At 69.9% G+C, this 16,883-nt stretch carries 19 protein-coding genes; 10 read left to right on the forward strand and 9 right to left on the reverse strand.

Features of this window, described 5'->3' with window-relative positions; translation table 11 throughout:
- Nucleotides 1-20: 20 nt before the first annotated feature.
- The 5 genes from B1H19_RS20675 to B1H19_RS20695 all read right to left on the reverse strand — a co-directional run bounded on the left by B1H19_RS20675 (nt 21) and on the right by B1H19_RS20695 (nt 3,649).
- Nucleotides 21-563: a hypothetical protein gene (locus B1H19_RS20675; RefSeq protein WP_159028100.1), complete on the reverse strand. Its 543-nt coding sequence runs from the start codon at nt 561-563 to the stop codon at nt 21-23.
- 17 nt (nt 564-580) lie between these two features.
- On the reverse strand, nt 581-2,080 hold the full coding sequence (locus tag B1H19_RS20680; RefSeq protein ID WP_159028101.1) for an alpha/beta hydrolase: 1,500 nt from the start codon (nt 2,078-2,080) through the stop codon (nt 581-583).
- A 768-nt stretch (nt 2,081-2,848) separates the two neighbouring features.
- A complete protein-coding gene (locus B1H19_RS20685; protein ID WP_159028102.1) occupies nt 2,849-3,091 on the reverse strand; it encodes a DUF7848 domain-containing protein in 243 nt (80 codons plus the stop codon).
- Nucleotides 3,084-3,425 (reverse strand): hypothetical protein, encoded by a 342-nt coding sequence (locus tag B1H19_RS20690; protein WP_083106121.1) that lies wholly within the window; start codon nt 3,423-3,425, stop codon nt 3,084-3,086. The genes B1H19_RS20685 and B1H19_RS20690 overlap by 8 nt, the downstream gene beginning before the upstream one ends.
- Complete coding sequence (locus B1H19_RS20695; RefSeq protein WP_083106122.1) at nt 3,422-3,649, reverse strand: hypothetical protein; 228 nt, start codon at nt 3,647-3,649, stop codon at nt 3,422-3,424. Before B1H19_RS20695 ends, B1H19_RS20690 begins: the two co-directional genes overlap by 4 nt.
- A 143-nt stretch (nt 3,650-3,792) precedes the next feature.
- Here B1H19_RS20695 and B1H19_RS20700 point away from each other — a divergent pair, with 143 nt between their 5' ends.
- Both B1H19_RS20700 and B1H19_RS20705 read left to right on the forward strand, forming a co-directional pair.
- Nucleotides 3,793-4,587 carry a helix-turn-helix domain-containing protein gene (locus B1H19_RS20700; protein WP_083106123.1) on the forward strand — a complete coding sequence of 265 codons (795 nt, stop codon included), beginning with the start codon at nt 3,793-3,795 and terminating at the stop codon, nt 4,585-4,587.
- Nucleotides 4,580-4,801: a DUF397 domain-containing protein gene (locus B1H19_RS20705; protein WP_083106124.1), complete on the forward strand. Its 222-nt coding sequence runs from the start codon at nt 4,580-4,582 to the stop codon at nt 4,799-4,801. Before B1H19_RS20700 ends, B1H19_RS20705 begins: the two co-directional genes overlap by 8 nt.
- 25 nt (nt 4,802-4,826) lie before the next feature.
- Here B1H19_RS20705 and B1H19_RS20710 read toward each other — a convergent pair whose 3' ends face one another.
- Nucleotides 4,827-5,594: a cobalt-precorrin-6A reductase gene (locus tag B1H19_RS20710; RefSeq protein ID WP_083106125.1), complete on the reverse strand. Its 768-nt coding sequence runs from the start codon at nt 5,592-5,594 to the stop codon at nt 4,827-4,829.
- 17 nt (nt 5,595-5,611) lie between these two features.
- On the opposite strand from B1H19_RS20710, the gene B1H19_RS20715 reads away from it, so the two are divergent.
- On the forward strand, nt 5,612-6,805 hold the full coding sequence (locus B1H19_RS20715; protein WP_083109769.1) for a cobalt-precorrin-5B (C(1))-methyltransferase: 1,194 nt from the start codon (nt 5,612-5,614) through the stop codon (nt 6,803-6,805).
- A gap of 43 nt (nt 6,806-6,848) precedes the next feature.
- Here B1H19_RS20715 and B1H19_RS20720 read toward each other — a convergent pair whose 3' ends face one another.
- Nucleotides 6,849-7,913 (reverse strand): SMP-30/gluconolactonase/LRE family protein, encoded by a 1,065-nt coding sequence (locus B1H19_RS20720; RefSeq protein ID WP_083106126.1) that lies wholly within the window; start codon nt 7,911-7,913, stop codon nt 6,849-6,851.
- A gap of 204 nt (nt 7,914-8,117) precedes the next feature.
- Between B1H19_RS20720 and B1H19_RS20725 the strand changes: the two genes are divergently transcribed.
- A complete protein-coding gene (locus B1H19_RS20725; protein ID WP_237289423.1) occupies nt 8,118-8,561 on the forward strand; it encodes a MarR family winged helix-turn-helix transcriptional regulator in 444 nt (147 codons plus the stop codon).
- 54 nt (nt 8,562-8,615) lie between these two features.
- Here the strand turns inward: B1H19_RS20725 and cobM are convergent, their stop codons facing one another.
- Together cobM and cbiE are read right to left on the reverse strand one after the other, a co-directional pair.
- The gene (gene cobM / locus B1H19_RS20730) at nt 8,616-9,398 is read right to left on the reverse strand and encodes a precorrin-4 C(11)-methyltransferase (protein WP_083106127.1); all 783 of its coding nucleotides are present in this window, start codon (nt 9,396-9,398) and stop codon (nt 8,616-8,618) included.
- 166 nt (nt 9,399-9,564) lie between these two features.
- Nucleotides 9,565-10,809: a precorrin-6y C5,15-methyltransferase (decarboxylating) subunit CbiE gene (gene cbiE, locus B1H19_RS20735; RefSeq protein WP_083106128.1), complete on the reverse strand. Its 1,245-nt coding sequence runs from the start codon at nt 10,807-10,809 to the stop codon at nt 9,565-9,567.
- A 193-nt stretch (nt 10,810-11,002) separates the two neighbouring features.
- Between cbiE and tsaD the strand changes: the two genes are divergently transcribed.
- The 6 genes from tsaD to B1H19_RS20765 all read left to right on the forward strand — a co-directional run bounded on the left by tsaD (nt 11,003) and on the right by B1H19_RS20765 (nt 16,873).
- Nucleotides 11,003-12,076: a tRNA (adenosine(37)-N6)-threonylcarbamoyltransferase complex transferase subunit TsaD gene (gene tsaD / locus B1H19_RS20740; RefSeq protein ID WP_083106129.1), complete on the forward strand. Its 1,074-nt coding sequence runs from the start codon at nt 11,003-11,005 to the stop codon at nt 12,074-12,076.
- Between the two features lie 308 nt (nt 12,077-12,384).
- Nucleotides 12,385-14,127, forward strand: coding sequence for an ATP-binding protein (locus B1H19_RS20745; RefSeq protein ID WP_083106130.1), 1,743 nt, complete (start codon nt 12,385-12,387; stop codon nt 14,125-14,127).
- Nucleotides 14,124-14,537 carry a roadblock/LC7 domain-containing protein gene (locus B1H19_RS20750; RefSeq protein ID WP_083106131.1) on the forward strand — a complete coding sequence of 138 codons (414 nt, stop codon included), beginning with the start codon at nt 14,124-14,126 and terminating at the stop codon, nt 14,535-14,537. The genes B1H19_RS20745 and B1H19_RS20750 overlap by 4 nt, the downstream gene beginning before the upstream one ends.
- Nucleotides 14,534-14,890, forward strand: a complete 357-nt coding sequence (locus B1H19_RS20755; RefSeq protein ID WP_083106132.1) for a DUF742 domain-containing protein — start codon at nt 14,534-14,536, stop codon at nt 14,888-14,890. The genes B1H19_RS20750 and B1H19_RS20755 overlap by 4 nt, the downstream gene beginning before the upstream one ends.
- Nucleotides 14,871-15,569 (forward strand): GTP-binding protein, encoded by a 699-nt coding sequence (locus tag B1H19_RS20760; protein WP_083106133.1) that lies wholly within the window; start codon nt 14,871-14,873, stop codon nt 15,567-15,569. Before B1H19_RS20755 ends, B1H19_RS20760 begins: the two co-directional genes overlap by 20 nt.
- Nucleotides 15,566-16,873, forward strand: a complete 1,308-nt coding sequence (locus tag B1H19_RS20765; RefSeq protein WP_083106134.1) for a cytochrome P450 — start codon at nt 15,566-15,568, stop codon at nt 16,871-16,873. The genes B1H19_RS20760 and B1H19_RS20765 overlap by 4 nt, the downstream gene beginning before the upstream one ends.
- Nucleotides 16,874-16,883 lie beyond the last annotated feature (10 nt).

Genomic DNA, 16,883 nt, shown 5'->3' on the forward strand with positions numbered 1-16,883 from the left:
AGGGGCCGCCAAGGCGCTTGTTACTTGGACCAGTAGGGGTCGCGGACGTTCGGTACGGGGCCGATGTCACCTAGGCCGTTGGGGAAATCGCCGTCGTCGATGTTGCCACTGTGGCCCGGGTACTTGGTGTCGGCAATTGCGGCCACAATGAGCACTACATCGCCACGCACCTCGAACGTGACCGAAATACCTTCGGGTGTTTCATATTCAACGAATGACCCCTTACGACTCACGAACTCAGGGTCATACCCCTTCGCCTTCCAGTGCTTTTCCACGGCCTTGGCGAGCACTATAGTCTTCGACTTCGATATCTTGGTCCACACATAGCGATCCCTACTAACAGTAATTTCTCCGTCCTCTTCATTTGTGAACGAGTTCCTGTGTTGCGACATGCGAGCCGGCCCGTCGCGCCATTTGAGGGCGGGGCGCACCGCGGCGAAGGTATCGTCCAGAGCAGCGTCGATCTTCTTGACCGCCTCGTCCACCTCCATGGACGGCGCGGAGCAGCCAGCAAGAAAACCAGATGCCACAAAGGCGGAAACAGCGATGCCCACAAGGATCACCCGGCGACTCTTCACGCTCAACGCTCCCCCTGGGAAACAACCTTTTCCGGCTGACCACACACAATCCTGCCCATATTATTCAGAGATGGACTACCCTCGCGAAAGTAATCGGAGTGCGAATTCCAAGGTACGCCGTCATCAACAGCGAACCGATGACCACCAAATTCCTCACTCGCCGGATCCCTTCCGAACCACAGTTGATGCGGATCCGCGAAGTGAGTTATGCCGCCAACAATTGGCCCTCCAATGGCCTCCCCAACGGCTTCATTTTTGGAAGGCGCATGAGTAACCGGATCGCTTTCCGCTGCTCCCGTCCATACATGGTCTGCGCCGACACCAAGCTCCTCTGCTTTCTGCGCACCTGTGCCTGGACTGCCTACTAGGATGATGTCGTCCGCTGGGATTCCACCCTCACGCTGAGCCGCCTGGCCCAGCGTAAACGACCCATAACTGTGGCCGATCGCGGTCACATGTGGCCGGTCCCCCTGGTGAGTCGCTTGTATGCCGTCCAGAAACTTCCCGAAGTCCTTCCCACCCCGCCTGCCTCGCTCTTCGTCTGCAACCTCACCGTCGCTAGGACCAAACGAGCCCGTTTGTGGCGCATCGTATCCAAGCCAGACGATCGATGCCGTCTTATGCTTTCCGTCCTGTGCAGCCTGCCCCACGTTCCAGGCGCGGTCCCCGTCTTGTCCCCCCACATCTGAGAGCGTGGTATTCAGACCAGGCACATAGGCAGCAACATTGTCCGCCGTGTCGGGGTCCCCGTACGACAGGATGGCCCGCCCTTGCCCCTCGGGCCCGATGCCAAGCAGAAGAGGTTCGGGCTTCTTTCCGGCATCCGTGACCAGCCGGACCCTGATCGCCTTAAAACCGTTGTGCCGCTCCTCCACACCGTCCGGCACGGGCTCGGGGTACATAGCGATCAACCGATCGAGGTTAACGCGATTTGCCTTGTCGCGATCCTTTGCAGGAATCCCGTCAAGATTACCGATGACACTGGGATTCAGCGCCAGCTGTTCCTCCCGCTCCTCCTTGCTCAGCCCATTCCACCAATCATGGACCTTCTTGGGGTCTGTGCCCTTCGCCGGAGCCTTGGCGCCGTCCAACCCGATCCCACGAGCCGCGATCTTGGAAATCAAGGACGCGTCTCTCTGCGACTCCAGGCCGCCGACTTTCAGCCCACGGTCGACCGATAGCTGCGAGAGAGCCAAGCAGTACCGGTCGTCCACTTCCATGGCCGCTCGCAGGGCGTCGAATATCTCCTGCTGGCGGACCATCCTTTCGTTTTCCCTTTTCTGGGCCTCCGGATCGGGATCGCCGTCGGGTGCGTCCCCCTCATGCGGGTCGAGCACCTCCCCGTTGGGCGTGACTTTGAAGCCCGCATGGGTGATTTTGTCGAGCATTGCATGAAGTAGTTTTTGTATCGCCTGAAGTTCAGTAACGGCACCATCTATGGTGGTCTGAATCAGGGCACACTCCTGCGACGCAAACCTGAAGTTTTCATTGAGTCTCTTCATGCGCGATTGAGCCGTATCTGCCGCGCCCCCCCTGCCAGTCATGCAGGGGTCTGCGCATATAGGTGTCTACTCGATCGCCGTAACCAGCAAGCCTGGCGGAGGTCTTCTCCCACTCCTCCTTGGCGCTCTCCAGCGCGGAAAAGCGAAGGTCATTCAGCTGTTGAAAAGTCAGGCTCATCGGGCATCACCCAAAAGGGCTGTCGTGGCGGGCTGCACTCGGCGCCGCAGAACGGGACACGGCTGAACGCACAGAATTCTGCTTGAAAGAATCAGCGGTTTCCGTGTCGTTCTTTTCATATGCGTCTGCGGTTAGCCTGAGAGCTACCGCGATCGACCCGCATTCTGCCCCCACATCATTAAGCCGGTCATGCCAAGCACGCTGAACTTTCATCAGCTCCGCGGCGAAATCCGACCCGTCTGTCTGCCCCGGCACGCCCTGGTGATGTGCACTCAAATCACCTATGGCGGTGCCCATCCCGGAGTACATCTCCTCGCCGTGACCGGCGGCCGCACGCAGCGACTTAGGCTCGACTTTAATGTCAGGCAAAACACATCCCCCGATTTTCCCCGTTGCGTCCCGCGCCCCCTGCGCGTTGGACGACCTTGCACCTTACGTGAGGGATTCAGAAATCCGCTCGGCAAAAGCGCAAGAATCCGGCCACATTTCAGGCCACGCGCAACAGGTCCGTCAATGGACCGTGAGCAGCCCCACCGACGGCGGGACGAGTTCAGGCGGCACTCCGGAGGGGTGAAGGGGGACGGGCGGTCCTATCTCTCGGGTGGGGCTGCCGCAGGGTCGATGGTGATCGCGTTGAAGTACAAGAACGCCGACAGCTCATAGCCCGAGTCCCCGGTTGTCCCCGCGTGCTGGAGACACCAGAGCTGAGCCTCGTCCGGATCGGCCGTGTCCGGGGAGCGCTCCTGGCACGACAAACACGTGCCGAGGTAGCGCACGGGCATAGCGGGCATGGCCGCCAGCGTCCGCTCGACGAACCGCAACCGCTCACTCATCACACACACTCACCTTCACGCCGTGGGAAGGTCCGGGATCGAAGTACAGGCCGTGCCCGACCATCAGCAGTGCACGTCGCTGCCGTGCTTCCTCCCATTGCTCGTATGCGGTGACGTAGGGGCGGACGAGTCTGCTGTCTTCGCCCCGCAGCATCGAGGCATGCGGACGGGGCCGACGCGCCGTCGGCGGATTCACGCGCGGTAGGGAAGGGGACGGTTCGGGGAACGACACGGGCAACATCACCGGCAACGTCACGGGGGACCGATGCCGGCCCGCACCGGGTAACAGAAGCCGCAGCAACGGTTCAAAGAGCTTCGCGACGGCTCGGATCATGTCGTCATCTCCGTCTGGCCGACGGCCGCCCCCTTGGCGATGACATCCGCAAGCGCGTGCACCACCGGGGCGGAGACCTCTCCCAGGTTCACCAACCCGTACCTGGGCGGGCGGCCGATCCCGTCCGGCGTGACGTCCATGGCGGGGAACTGAATGCCCGCCTTCCTCAGAGCGGCGGCCAACGCATCGCGCGCCGCCTCCGCCTCACAGATCTTCGGTCCCATCCGATGCACTCCCCATGTCCTTGCCTGCCCGGCTGGTTTCGACCGGGCGTTTTCGCTGTTCAGGAACAGAGTTGGGCAGCAGTGCGTAGAGTCGCCAGTAGGTGGAGCGTGACAAAGCGTTTGTCACAAAGGGGAGTTAACCCATGGGCAGTGCTTACGGAGACTGGCTCAAACAGAAGCGCGAGGAAGCCGGCCTGACCCAGCAGGAACTGGCCGACGTAGCGGTGATGACCCGCTCGCACATCGCGCACATCGAGGCGGGGCGCCGGATCCCGTCCAAGGAGGACGCACGACGGCTGGACCAGGCTCTGAACACGGGGAATGTGCTCAGTAGCTTTCTGCCGGAGGACGACACGGCGGTTGCCGATCGCTTCGCGGATGCGCTGAAACTCGAGCAACAGGCAGTCGTAATCCGGGATTTCGGCTCCACACTCGTACCCGGCATCTTCCAGACGGAGGGGTATGCACGTGCGGTAATGCAAACCGCGTTCCCTCCGTGGAGTGAAAAGGAATGTGACAGGCTCGTCGTCACACGGCTTGAGCGCGCGAAGATCCTGGCCAACCCCGTAACTCCTGCAGTGTGGGTACTCCTGGACGAGGTGGTGCTGCGCCGCCCGGTCGGCGGGCCGGATGTCATGGCGGAACAGATCATGCACCTCGTCCGCCTTGTCGAGAACGGGCGGGTGCGCGTGCATGTGCTGCCCATCGGCCTGGGCGCCCATCCCCTCATGATGGGGCTGTTGAAGCTGATGTGGTTCGAGGACCAGCCCCCGATGGCCTATTCCGAGGGGCTGGCCGTCGGCAAGCTGCATGACTCCCCGGCGATGGTCAGGCGTCTGCAGGACTCCTACCACCTCGCACTGAGCGATGCCTTGCCCCTGAAGGAATCACAGGTCCTGATGAGGTCGACAGCGAAGGAATATGGACACCATGACTGAACGCAGTCTTCCGAACGCCGCGATATTGAGTGGCTGGCGCAAGTCGTCATTCAGCGATAACGAAGGATCCGAGTGCATCGAGGTCCTGGACGGCCACCCCTCCGGCATCCCCGTCCGCGACTCCAAGATTCCACACGGCCCCGCCCTGGTCCTCCCAGCACACAGCTGGTCGTCATTCATCACCGCCGTCAAGAGTGGACGGCTCTCCCGCTGACACGGCTACCCGCCGTGCATCGCGCTCAGAGCGCCACCTTGCGCAGCCAGCTCACCGCCCCCGCCGGATCGCTCACCTCCGGCACCCCTTCCGGCACCGCCGGACGGCTCACGACCACCACCGGAATGCCCGCCTCCCGAGCCGCCGTCAGCTTGGGGGCGGTGGCCGTCGCGCCGCTGTCCTTGGTCACCAGGACGTCGATGCGGTGCTCGCGGAGGAGGGCCCGTTCGCCGTCCAGGGTGAAGGGGCCGCGGTCCAGGAGGGTGTGCATCCGGGGCGGGCAGGGGGCCTCCGGGGCGTCCACGGAGCGGACGAGGAACCAGAGGTCCGTGAGGTGGGCGAAGTGGGCGAGACCCATGCGGCCGGTGGTGAGGAAGATGCGGGTGCCGGGGAAGGTGGGGAGGGCGGCGGCCGCGGCCTCCAGGGACGGGGCCGGGTGCCAGTCGTCGCCCGGCCCCGGGACCCAGCCGGGACGGCGCAGCGCCAGCAGGGGAACATGGGCGGTGGCGGCCGCCACGGCCGCGTTGTGACTGATCGTGCCGGCGAAAGGATGGGTGGCGTCGATGAGCGCGTCCACCGCATGCTCGCGCAGCCAGCGGGCGAGGCCGTCGGGGCCGCCGAACCCGCCGATGCGGACCTCCCCGGCGGGCAGGCGGGGCGCGGCCACCCGGCCCGCCAACGAGGTCGTCACGCGCAGAGCCGGCTCCGCGGCCAGGACGGCGGCGAGGCGGCGGGCCTCCGTCGTCCCGCCGAGGATCAGCACATGGCGCAGCGGGCGGCCGGTGTCGTTCATGGGATGTGGGTTCCTCCGTGGCTGAAGCGCAACCGCAGGGTACGGGCAAGCCCGCCGGAGGGCGTAGCGCCCAGCTCGCGCACACCGGGCTGCGGCACGGCTGGACGACCGGCGCATGTGCGACGGCGGCGAGTACGGCGGCGTACACGGCGCTGCTGACCGGCGAGTTCCCGGATCCGGTGACGATCACGCTGCCCAAGGGGCAGACGCCGTCCTTCGCGCTCGCGGTGGAGGAGTTGGCGCCGCGGCGGGAGAGCGCCATGGCGGGCGTGGTGAAGGATGCGGGCGACGATCCGGATGTGACGCATGGTGCGCTGGTACGGGCGCGGGTGCGGGCGCTGCCGGCCGGGTCCGGGGTGCGCTTCGCGGCCGGGCCGGGCGTCGGGACCGTCACCCGTCCCGGACTGCCGCTGGACGTCGGCGAGCCGGCCATCAATCCCGTGCCGCGGCAGATGATGCGGGAGCATCTGGCGCGCGTCGCCGAACGGTACGGCGGCAGCGGGGACGTCGAGGTGGAGGTCTCGGTCGACCACGGGGAGGAGATCGCCCGCAGTACGTGGAACCCCCGGCTGGGGATCCTGGGCGGGCTGTCCATCCTCGGGACCACCGGGATCGTCGTCCCGTACTCCTGCTCCGCCTGGATCGACTCCATCCGTCGCGGGGTGGATGTGGCGCGTGCGGCGGGGCGGCGGCATGTGGCGGGATGTACGGGATCGACGTCCGAGAAGGTCGCCGTCGCCCTCCACCACCTTCCCGAGGACGCGCTGCTGGACATGGGGGATTTCGCCGGGGCGGTGCTGAAGTACATCCGGCGGCATCCGGTCGACCGGCTCACCATCTGCGGCGGTTTCGCCAAGCTGTCCAAACTGGCGGCCGGGCATCTGGACCTGCATTCCGCACGGTCGCAGGTGGACAAGGGCTTTCTGGCGGAGCTGGCGCGCGCGGGCGGTGCGGGAGAGGAACTGGCCGCCGCCGTCGCCACGGCCAACACCGGGCTCGCCGCGCTCCGGCTGTGCGAGGCGGCGGACGTACCGCTGGGCGATCTGGTGGCGGCCACCGCCCGCGACGAGGCGCTGACGGTGCTGCGCGGCGCCCCGGTGTCCGTCGACGTCATCTGCATCGACCGGGCGGGGATGGTGGTGGGACGGGCGGAGCCGCGGGGGCCGGAGGGGCCCGGCGGAGCCGCAAGGGTTCCGGCCGGAGGAGCCTGAGGGGCCGCGAGATCGCAGCCCCTCAGTCGGCCCCCGCAGGGCCTCAGATCCCGTCCACCGCCGCGATGGTGAACGGTGTCTGCGGTGTGCCCGGCCCCATCGGGCCGCCCTTGTCGAACTGCGAGCGGACCACGAGCAGTCGCCCGCCCTGGCGGACCAGGGTCGTGGGGATCTGGAGCGACGGATCGGTGATCCGGCGCTCCTGGCGCGCCCCGGTTCCGTCGCCGGACAGGCGCCAACGGCTGAGCGCATTGCTCTTGTTGTGTGCCACCCAGAGGGTGCCGTGCCGCAGTTCGAGGCCGTCGGCCATCCGCATGTCGCCCCCGCTCAGGGGGACCCGCCGGATCCCCCCGGAAGCGAGGTCGAGGCGGTAGAGGTCGCCGCCGGTCATGTCGGGCGCGAGCAGATAGCGGCCCGACGGGTCGGCGACGATGCCGTTGAGCGTGTACGCGTCCGGAGCGTGCGGCGCCAGCACGCCGGCCAGGTCGAAGCGGGGTGTGAGCGTGCCGCGCCTGCCCAACGCCGCGGCAGCCGCGAGCTGTTGCGGGGTGACGCGGTAGACCACGGCGCGTGCGCTGTCGGTGAGGTAGGCGGTGCCGTCGGGCGCAAGGGCCAGGTCATTGACGAAGGACCGTGCTCCGCCGGAGACGTCGAAGCGGGCCAGCAGCCGTCGGGCGCGGATGTCGTAGACGGCGACGCCCGCAGTGGAATCGATGACCCACAGCCGCCCGGCGCGGTCCACCTTCAGGCCGTTGGCGGTGTTCCGCCCGTCCGTACCGGCGGGCAGGAAGACCCGCGCGGCGCGTCGGCCCGGCGTGATCCGGTAGACCGCCCCGGTGCGGTACGAACCCACGTACAGGTCGCGGGTCCGCGGGTCCTCGGCGATGCCTTCCGGGTAGGCCCGATTGTCCGGGAGGTCGTAGACGGCGTGGATCCGGATCTGCGCGGCGCGCGCGGGCGGTGCGGTGCGCCCGGCCGATGCGGTGTGCGCGGTCTGTTCGTGCGGAGCGGTGAGTGCCTGTGCCGTGGCGGCCGACGACAGGACGGCGGCCAGGGACAGGGCGGTCGCGACCAGGCGGTGGCGGTGGCGGCGAAGAGATCGGGACATGGTGCCTCTCTGCTGCTTCCGGTGTTGTTGGTGCTTCCGGTGCGTGCGATGCATGAGATGTGTGCAGTGCGTGGGGTGCGCGCGAGCACGGCTGCTCCCGCGCAAAGTTAATTGAACTCGCATGTTCATTAGAGTTCGAACTTTACGTTAGAACTCTAATGCTCGTCAATGCTCTCCGGAGCAGCCGGTCGTTACGATGCGCGGATGACCTCCATGCCCGCCGCCGAGCGGCTCGGCTCGCATCTCAAACGTGCCGAGCAGGCCCTCAACGCGACCAAGCACGCCGTGCTCAAGCCGGTCGGCCTGACCGTCCCGCAATACGCGGCGCTGCTGTTCCTCTCCGAGCGGCCCGGCATCTCGGCGGCCGGGCTGGCGAGGGCATGCGGGGTCACGCCGCCGACGATGAACACGGTGCTGAAGAACCTTCAGGAGCGCGGGCTGATCGAGCGCACCGCGCACGAGTGGCACAAGAACGTGCGGGAGATCCGCCTGACGGAGAAGGGCACGGCGGTGACGGCCGACGCGGACGCCCGGGCCGTCCGCGTCGAGCGCGCCCTGGCGGCCGAGTTCACCGAGGAGGAGCACGCCACGATCGTCGCCCTCCTGGGGCGGTGCGTGGACCTGCTCGAATCGGTGCGGCCGGAGTAGAGCCAGGGGCCGGGGCAGGGGTGACGGCCCGGCATAGCCAACGGTCCGGCCGAGCTAAAGGCCGTCCGTCGGTGCCGTCCCGTCGCACGACGCATGCGGCCGTTCCCGCGTCGCCGAATACAGGTGGCTGTCGCGGAACTGCTCGGCACCCAGCGTCCGGCCGACCATGATCACCGCCGTACGGACCACGCCCGCGGCCTTCACCTGGTCGGCGATATCGGCGAGGGTGCCGCGCAGGACCAGCTCGTCGGGACGCGAGGCCATCGCGACGACGGCGGCGGGGCAGTCCGCGCCGTAGTGCGGGAGGAGTTCGGCCACGACGCGGTCGACGTACATGGCGGCCAGATGGAGGACGAGCAGGGCGCCGCTGCGGCCGAGGGTGGCCAGGTCCTCGCCCTCGGGCATGGGGGTGGCGCGCTGGGCGACGCGGGTGAGGATGACGGTCTGGCCGACGGTGGGGACGGTCAGTTCGCGCTTGAGGGCGGCGGCCGCGGCGGCGAAGGCCGGGACGCCCGGCACGACCTCGTACGGCACACCGGCCGCGTCCAGGCGGCGCATCTGCTCGGCGACGGCGCTGAAGACGGACGGGTCGCCGGAGTGCAGCCGGGCGACGTCGTGGCCCTCCTCATGGGCACGGACCAGCTCGGCGGTGATGGCGTCGAGGTCCAGCTGCGCGGTGTCGATGAGCCGGGCCTCAGGCGGGCACTCGGCCAGCAGTTCACGCGGCACCAGGCTGCCCGCGTACAGACAGACCCCGCAGGAGGCGAGGGTGCGGGCGCCGCGCAGGGTGATCAGGTCGGCGGCGCCGGGACCCGCGCCGATGAAGTAGACGGTCATCGCTCCTCGTTCTCCAGGTGCTCAGCAGGTGCTGTGGGGCGTGGCGCCGGGCGACCTCCGGGGTGCCGTTCCACGCGATGTCCGGGGCGTGTCGCCGTGTGATGTCCTGGGCGTGTCGCGGTGTGGCGTCCAGGGCGATGCTTCACACGACATCCGGTGTGATGTTTCACGTGAAACGTCCCGCCTCGGGCCCGGACGGTTTCACGGCCGCCCACTGGGTGACCGGCATCGCCTGCCGCCAGCCCGTGAAGCCGCCGACCGGGACGGCATGCGCGACGGCGAGCCTGACGAGGTCGCCGCCGTGGCGCCGGTAGCGGTCGGCGAGCAGCGCCTCCGACTCCAGCGTCACGGTGTTGGCAACGATCCGGCCGCCCGGCGGCAGCGCCTCCCAGCACGCGTCCAGCAACCCGGGGGCGGTCAGCCCGCCGCCGATGAACACCGCGTCCGGCGTCGGCAGACCCTCCAGCGCGGCGGGCGCGGGCCCGGTGACGACGCGCAGCCCCGGGACGCCCAGCGAGCGCGCGTTACGGCCGATCCGCTCGGCCCGTACGGCATCGCGCTCGATGCTGACAGCACGACAACTGCGGTGCGCGCGCAGCCACTCGATGGCGATGGAGCCGGAGCCGCCGCCGACGTCCCACAGGAGTTCGCCGGGGGCGGGGGCGAGCGCGGCAAGGGTGGCGGCGCGGACATGCCGTTTGGTCAGCTGACCGTCGTGCTCGTAGGCGTCGTCGGGGAGTCCGGGGACGAGCGAGAGCGGGCGGGTTTCGGGGTCGCGGACGCAGTCCAGCGCAATGACGTTGAGGGCGTCGGCCTGGGGCATCCGGTCCCAGGCGGCGGCCGTGCCCTCGGTCACCCGCTCGCGGTCGCCGCCGAGCTGTTCGAGGATCCGCATCCGGGTCGGCCCGAAGCCGTGGGCGCACAGCAGCGCGGCGACCTCCGCCGGGGTGCCGGACCCGGCGGACAGCACCAGCAGCCGCCGCCCGTCGTAGAGCGCTCCGGCCAGATTCTCCGCGGGCCGCCCGACCAGGGTGACGACCTCGGTCTCCTCCACCGGCCAGCCCAGCCGCGCGCAGGCGTAGGAGACGGAGGAAGGATGCGGCAGTACCCGCAGAGGAGTCCCGGCGACCTCGTTCAGCGTCCGCCCGATCCCGTAGAACATCGGGTCGCCGCTGGCCAGTACGGCGATCCGGCGTCCGGCGTGCGTGGCGAGCAGCCCGGGGACGGCGGGACGCAACGGCGACGGCCACGCCACCCGCTCCCCCGCGCAGTCCCCGGGCAGGAGTCCCAACTGCCGCGCCCCGCCGATCAGTACCTCGGCCTCCCGCAGCGCCCGCTGCGACCGGGCCGGCAGGCCGTCCCAGCCGTCGGCCCCGATGCCGACCACGGAGAGGGGGTATGCGGGGCTCACTGCCGGTACCTCGGGGTTCGTTCGGGCGGGATGGGGCCGGGAGGCGAACTCTACTGACCGGCGAGTAGGGACCGCCCGCGGGGGCGAGCGGCCGGCACCATCGCCCCCTACTGCGCCCCATCAGCCCTTATTGCATATAGTTTGCAATTACTGCCAGGGGAGACGGACTCGGGAGGGAAAGGGGGAAGCGCCCGTGAGCTCGCCAGTGGTGCTGGGCATCGAATCGTCCTGCGACGAAACGGGCGCGGGCCTGGTGCGCGACGGCCGGCTGCTGGGCTCCGCCCTCGCGTCGAGCATGGACGAGCACGCCCGGTTCGGCGGCGTCGTCCCGGAGGTCGCGGCGCGTGCCCATGTCCATGCGCTGATGCCGGTCGTACGGCGGGCGCTGGACGAGGCGGATCTGCGGGCGCGGGACATCGGGGCGGTGGCAGTGACGACCGGACCGGGGCTGTCCGGCGCGTTGCAGGTGGGACTGGCGGGTGCCAAGGGGCTGGCGTATGCGCTGGGGGTGCCGTTGTACGGGGTGCACCATCTGGCGGGGCATGTCGCAGCCGACGCCCTCGTGCACGGTCCGCTTCCCGACCCCTGTGTGGTCCTGATCGTCTCCGGCGGCCACACCTCCCTTCTCCTCGTACGGGACCTGGCGCGCGACCCGATCGTGCACCTCGGCGACACTCTGGACGATGCCGCCGGCGAATGCTTCGACAAGGTCGCCCGGGTCTTCGGGCTGCCGTATCCCGGCGGCCCGGCCATCGACCGGACAGCGCGCGAGGGGGATCCGCGCGCTGTCCCCTTTCCCCGCCCGCTGGCGACGGGCCCGTCCGGGCACCGCTTCGCCTTCTCCTTCTCGGGCCTGAAGACGGCGGCGGCCCGATGGGCGGAGCGCCACCGCGCCGCGGGGCTGACGCTGCCGCTCGCCGACGGCGCGGCCTCGTTCCAGGAGGCGGTGGCCGACGTCCTCACCCGCAAGGCGGTGGCCGCCTGCACCGAGCACGGCGTCTCGACGCTCGTCGTGGTGGGCGGAGTCGCCGCCAATTCCCGGGTGCGCTCGCTGGCGGAGGAGCGGTGCGCGGCGGTCGGAATCGCCCTGCGGGTGCCGCCGTTGCGGCTGTGCACGGACAACGGCGCGATGATCGCGGCGGTCGGCGACCTCCTGGTGCGCGCGGGCGCCGAGCCCGCCCCGCTGGAGGTGTCGGTGGACCCGTCGGCGCCTTTGGAGCGCGCGGCGCTGCATCCGGCGGGGGCGGCGCGGGCCCGGACCGCATAGGGCGCGGGCCCGGACCGCAGAGGGGTCCGAGGGTCTCGACGGCGTTGCCCGAACACCCCGGCCGGCACACGCGGCCAACCCGGCGGATACCGCCGAAGCCGGGATGAGCTGCACAAACAGCGAGTCAACGACAGAGGCCGATACGGAAGTTGCCGGATTCCGGCGACCGGCTAAAGTGCCTGGACGATCTTCGATCGTCCCTTCGCCGTACGCAGAGTCCCTCAGGGGTTTCGCTCGCCCCGATCGGCCCGACACAATGCACGACCCTGTACCGCCCGCAGCCGCCATCGCTCACGAGGACCTGTTTGATGTCAGCACGGATACCCTCCCGCCGTCAGGCAGAGCGCCCGCCGCTGCGAGCGGCGCTGCGCACCCTGACGGCCTCTCTGGTGGTGACCGGGGGCTTGTGCGGATGGGCGGTGATGCTCGCGCCGCCGTCGGTACGGACGTTGCTCGCCTGGGGCGGCGGGGGCGGGGCGGTGGCGTTCAGCGCCGCGCTGGCCACCGCGGTCTTCCAGCAGCGGCTGGCTCGCCACCACCGGTCGCGCATCGGGGACCTGAAGGCCGAGGCCGAGCGGCTGGCCGACGAGACCTTGCCCGCGCTGGTCGTCCAGCTGCGCGACGGGGCCTCGGTCGACACCGCGCTCAACCGTACGGCCGGCCCCGTGGCCGGGGCGCATCGGCGGATTCTGCGGACGCTGGCCGAGGAGGTCGGGCGCGGTGAGCGGATGCGGGCCGCGGCGATGTCCGCCTGCGCCAACGCCGCGGGCCGGGTGCAGGCGCTCGCCACCGGAATGCTCGCGGATCTGCGCGAGATGGAGGACCGGCACGGCGAGGAAGTGCTCGGCGATCTGATGAAGCTGGATCACACGACGGCGCAGGCGGGACGGCTGGCCGACAGCATCGCCGTGCTGACCGGGGCCCGGTCCGGGCGGCGGTGGAACAAGCCGATCGCGATGGAGAGCATTCTGCGCGGTGCGATGGGCCGGATCAGCGCCTACCGCCGTATCCGGCTGCACAACAGCAGCCAGGTCGCCATCGCCGGGCATGCGGCCGAGGGCATCATGCATGCGCTGGCCGAGATCATGGACAACGCCACCTCGTTCTCCCCTCCGCTGTCACCGGTGCATGTGTACGTGGAGGAGGCGCAGGCCGGTGTCGTGGTCAGCGTCGAGGACAGCGGACTGGTGATGAGCGAGGCCGCGCTCCAGCGCGCCCAGCAGTCGGTGTCCGCGGCCACGCTGGATCTGATGTCGCTGTCGGGGACGCGGCTGGGGCTCGCGGTGGTGGGCTGTCTGGCGCGCAAGCACGGGCTCAATGTGTCCTTCCGGCCGTCGGCGCGCGGCGGCACGGGCGTGGTGGTGCTGATTCCGCAGCAGCTGGTGACGGAGGCGCGGACGCCCGCCCGACGGGCCGAGCCGCAGCCGCCGGTCGCCGACACGGCGGTGACGGCGCCGCGGGCCGCGGTCCCGGCCCCCCGGCGCGCGCCCGAAGCCGAGCCCGAGCAGGCGACCGCGACCGAGCCCCCGGCGGAGACACCGCCGGAGAGCCCGGCGAGCTCCGGCGGCGCGGCGCGGTCCGACGCCCCGGCCCCGCTCCCCCGGCGCACCGCGCAGCCCGGCGCCGCCCGGCCGGATGCCACGCCCGAGGCAGCGCCCGAGGCGGTTCCCGAGACGGCGGCCGTCCGTCGGCCCGACGCCGAGGCCGCGCCCCAGGACCGGCCCACGCCCGCGCCCGCCGCGCCGATCGAGTACGGCGAGAGCGGTCTGCCCAAACGCCGCCGCGGTCAGACCCTGGCGTCCGCCCCCATGGGGACGGGCCCCGCTCACGGCCGGACGTCCGCCGCCGGCCAGTCCGCCGCGCGGCCCGCCCGCTCCCGTGAGGAGTCGGCGGCCCGGTTCCGCGCCTTCCGCAAGGCCGTTCAGGGCACGCCCGGCGCAAACGCCGCCGACGGCCCCCGTACCGACGCCGCCCCGGGCCTCCCTGCCGGCGGCTCGCCCGCGTCACACCCCGCACCCTCTCCAGCACGTCCGGAGGACGAGACCCGATGAACACCACCGACCACAGCCTCGACTGGATGCTGGAGAATCTGCTCCAGAAGACCCCGGGTGCCCGGCATGCGCTGGTGCTGTCCCGGGACGGGCTGAAGCTGTGCCACTCCAAGGAACTGACCGTCGATCAGGCCGACCAGCTGGCCGCCATCGCCTCCGGGATCCAGAGCCTTTCGCACGGAGCGTCCGTGGAGTTCGGGGACGGTACGGGCGGCGTACGGCAGGCGATGACGGAGTTCCACGGCGGCCTGCTGTTCATCGTGGAGGCCGGGAACGGCGCCCATCTGGCGCTGATCGCCGTCGAGGACGCCGACGTCGGCCTGATCGGCTTCAACATGAACGAGCTGGTGGAGCAGATCGGCGAGTATCTCCGGGCCGCCCCGCGCGGCGAGGGCGGGCACGGCGCATGAAACGGCTCGGTCCTGATGATGATCCGGACCGGCTCTACACCGTGACCGGCGGCCGCAGCCGGTCCGCCGACGACCGGACGCTCGACCTGGTGACCCTCATCGTCAGCGAATGCGATCCGACACCGGGCATGCAGTCCGAGCATGCCCGGATCCTGACCATGTGCCGTCGTCCGATGGCCGTCGTGGAGGTCTCGGCGGAGCTGCGGATGCCGGTCAGCGTGGTCCGGATCCTGCTGTGCGACCTGCTCGACCTCGGCCAGGTCACCGCACGCCATCCACGCACCCCCGACACCGCCCAACTCCCCGCCGCCGACCTGCTGAAGGAGGTGCTCGATGCGCTCCACCGCCTCTGAGCACGCGGACACGGCCGTAGCGTCCGGCACCGACGCCGACCGCATTCCGCTGAGTGCCACCGCCGACAACGGCCTGAAGATCGTCATCGTCGGCGGGTTCGGCGTCGGCAAGACCACCATGGTCCGCTCGGTGAGCGAGATCCGGCCGCTGAACACCGAAGAGACCATGACGCGGGCGGGCCTCGGCGTCGACGACCCCACCGGCGTCGAGGGCAAGACCACCACCACCGTCGCCTTCGACTTCGGCCGGATCAGCATCAACGACAGCGCGGTGCTGTATCTGTTCGGCGCGCCCGGCCAGGAGCGCTTCTGGTTCCTGTGGGACCGTCTGTTCTCCGGAACGCTGGGCGCCGTGGTCCTGGTCGACACCCGGCGGCTGGACGACTCCTGGTACGCCATCGACCGACTCGAAGCGCACGGGATGCCGTTCATCGTCGCGCACAACGACTTCGGCGGCGAACGGCACACCCTGGAACAGATCCGCGAGGCGCTCGACCTCTCCCCGGACGTGCCGCTGATCTCCTGCGATGCGCGCGACCGGGAGTCCAGCAAGGCGGTGCTGATCGCCCTGGTCGACCATCTCTACGCCCTGTCCGTACAGGCGTCGTCGTCCGGCCGGCAGTCCGTGCCCGGCCAGGAGTCCGTATCCGTCCCGGAGACCGCGGAGCGCGCATCGTGACCGAGCAGCAGCACCCCCGGACCGGCGGCTGCCCCGTGGGGTCCGGCCACTCGGGCAAGGACGCGACGGACGCCGTACGGCTCTACGGCGCCGGCCTCAGCGGCGACCCGGCCCGGCGCTACCGCGAGATGCGGGCGCAGCACGGGCCGGTCGCGCCGATCCTCCTGGACGGGGACGTCCCCGGCTGGTTCGTCCTGGGCTACCGCGAACTGCACCAGGTCACCAGCAACCCCGAGCTGTTCGCCCGGGATTCGCGGCGCTGGCACGCCTGGGCCGACATCCCCGAGGGCTGGCCTCTGATGCCGTTCGTCGGGCATCAGCCGTCGGTGATGTTCGCCGAGGGCCAAGAGCACCGCCGCCGGGCCGGGGCGATCAGCGAGGCGCTCACCGCCATCGACCAGTTCGAGCTGCGGCAGATCTGCGAGCGGCTGGCGGACGGCCTGATCGATGCGTTCGCCGGATCCGGCGAAGCGGACCTGATGGTCCATTACGCGGCCCGGCTGCCGCTGCTGGTCATCGCCGAGCTGTTCGGCTTCCCGCACACCGAGGTACCGGAACTCGCCGCCGATATCGCCGCCTCGCTCAACGAGGACGAGGGCGCGATCGCGGCGCACCAGCGGGTGGCGGCGCGGTTGCAGCGGCTGGTCACGGCCAAGCGGGCGCGGCCCGGCGCCGATGTGCCCTCCCGGCTGCTGGCCCATCGGGCGGGCCTGGCCCAGGAGGAGGTCGTCATGGACCTGCTGGTGCTGATGGCCGCCGCCCAGCAGCCGACCGCCCACTGGATCGGCAACACGCTGCGGCTGATGCTCACCGACGACCGCTTCGCGGTCAGCCTCTCGGGCGGACGGCGCAGCGTCGGCCAAGCCCTCAACGAGGTGCTCTGGCACGACACACCCACGCAGAACTTCATCGGCCGCTGGGCGGTGCGCGACACCCAGCTCGGCGGCCGCCGGATCCGTACGGGAGATCTGCTGATCCTGGGGCTGGCCGCCGCGAACACCGACCCCCAGGTCCAGCCGGACTTCGACGAGGCGGGCTCCGACGGCAACCAGGCCCATATGTCCTTCAGCCACGGCGAACACGCCTGCCCCTACCCCGCGCCGGAAATCGCCGAGGTGATCGCCAAAGCGGCGGTGGAGGTGCTGCTCGACCGGCTTCCGGATGTGGTGCTGGCGGTCCCGGCCGAGGAGCTGGCGTGGCATCCGTCGGTATGGATGCGCGGTCTGGTCAGTCTGCCGGTCGAGTTCACCCCCGCCTACACGCCGATTCCGGCGATGGGCGCGCCGGGTTCGGTGTACGGCTGATCCGGGCGGG

The organism is Streptomyces gilvosporeus (assembly GCF_002082195.1).
In the GTDB taxonomy this organism is placed as follows: domain Bacteria; phylum Actinomycetota; class Actinomycetes; order Streptomycetales; family Streptomycetaceae; genus Streptomyces; species Streptomyces gilvosporeus.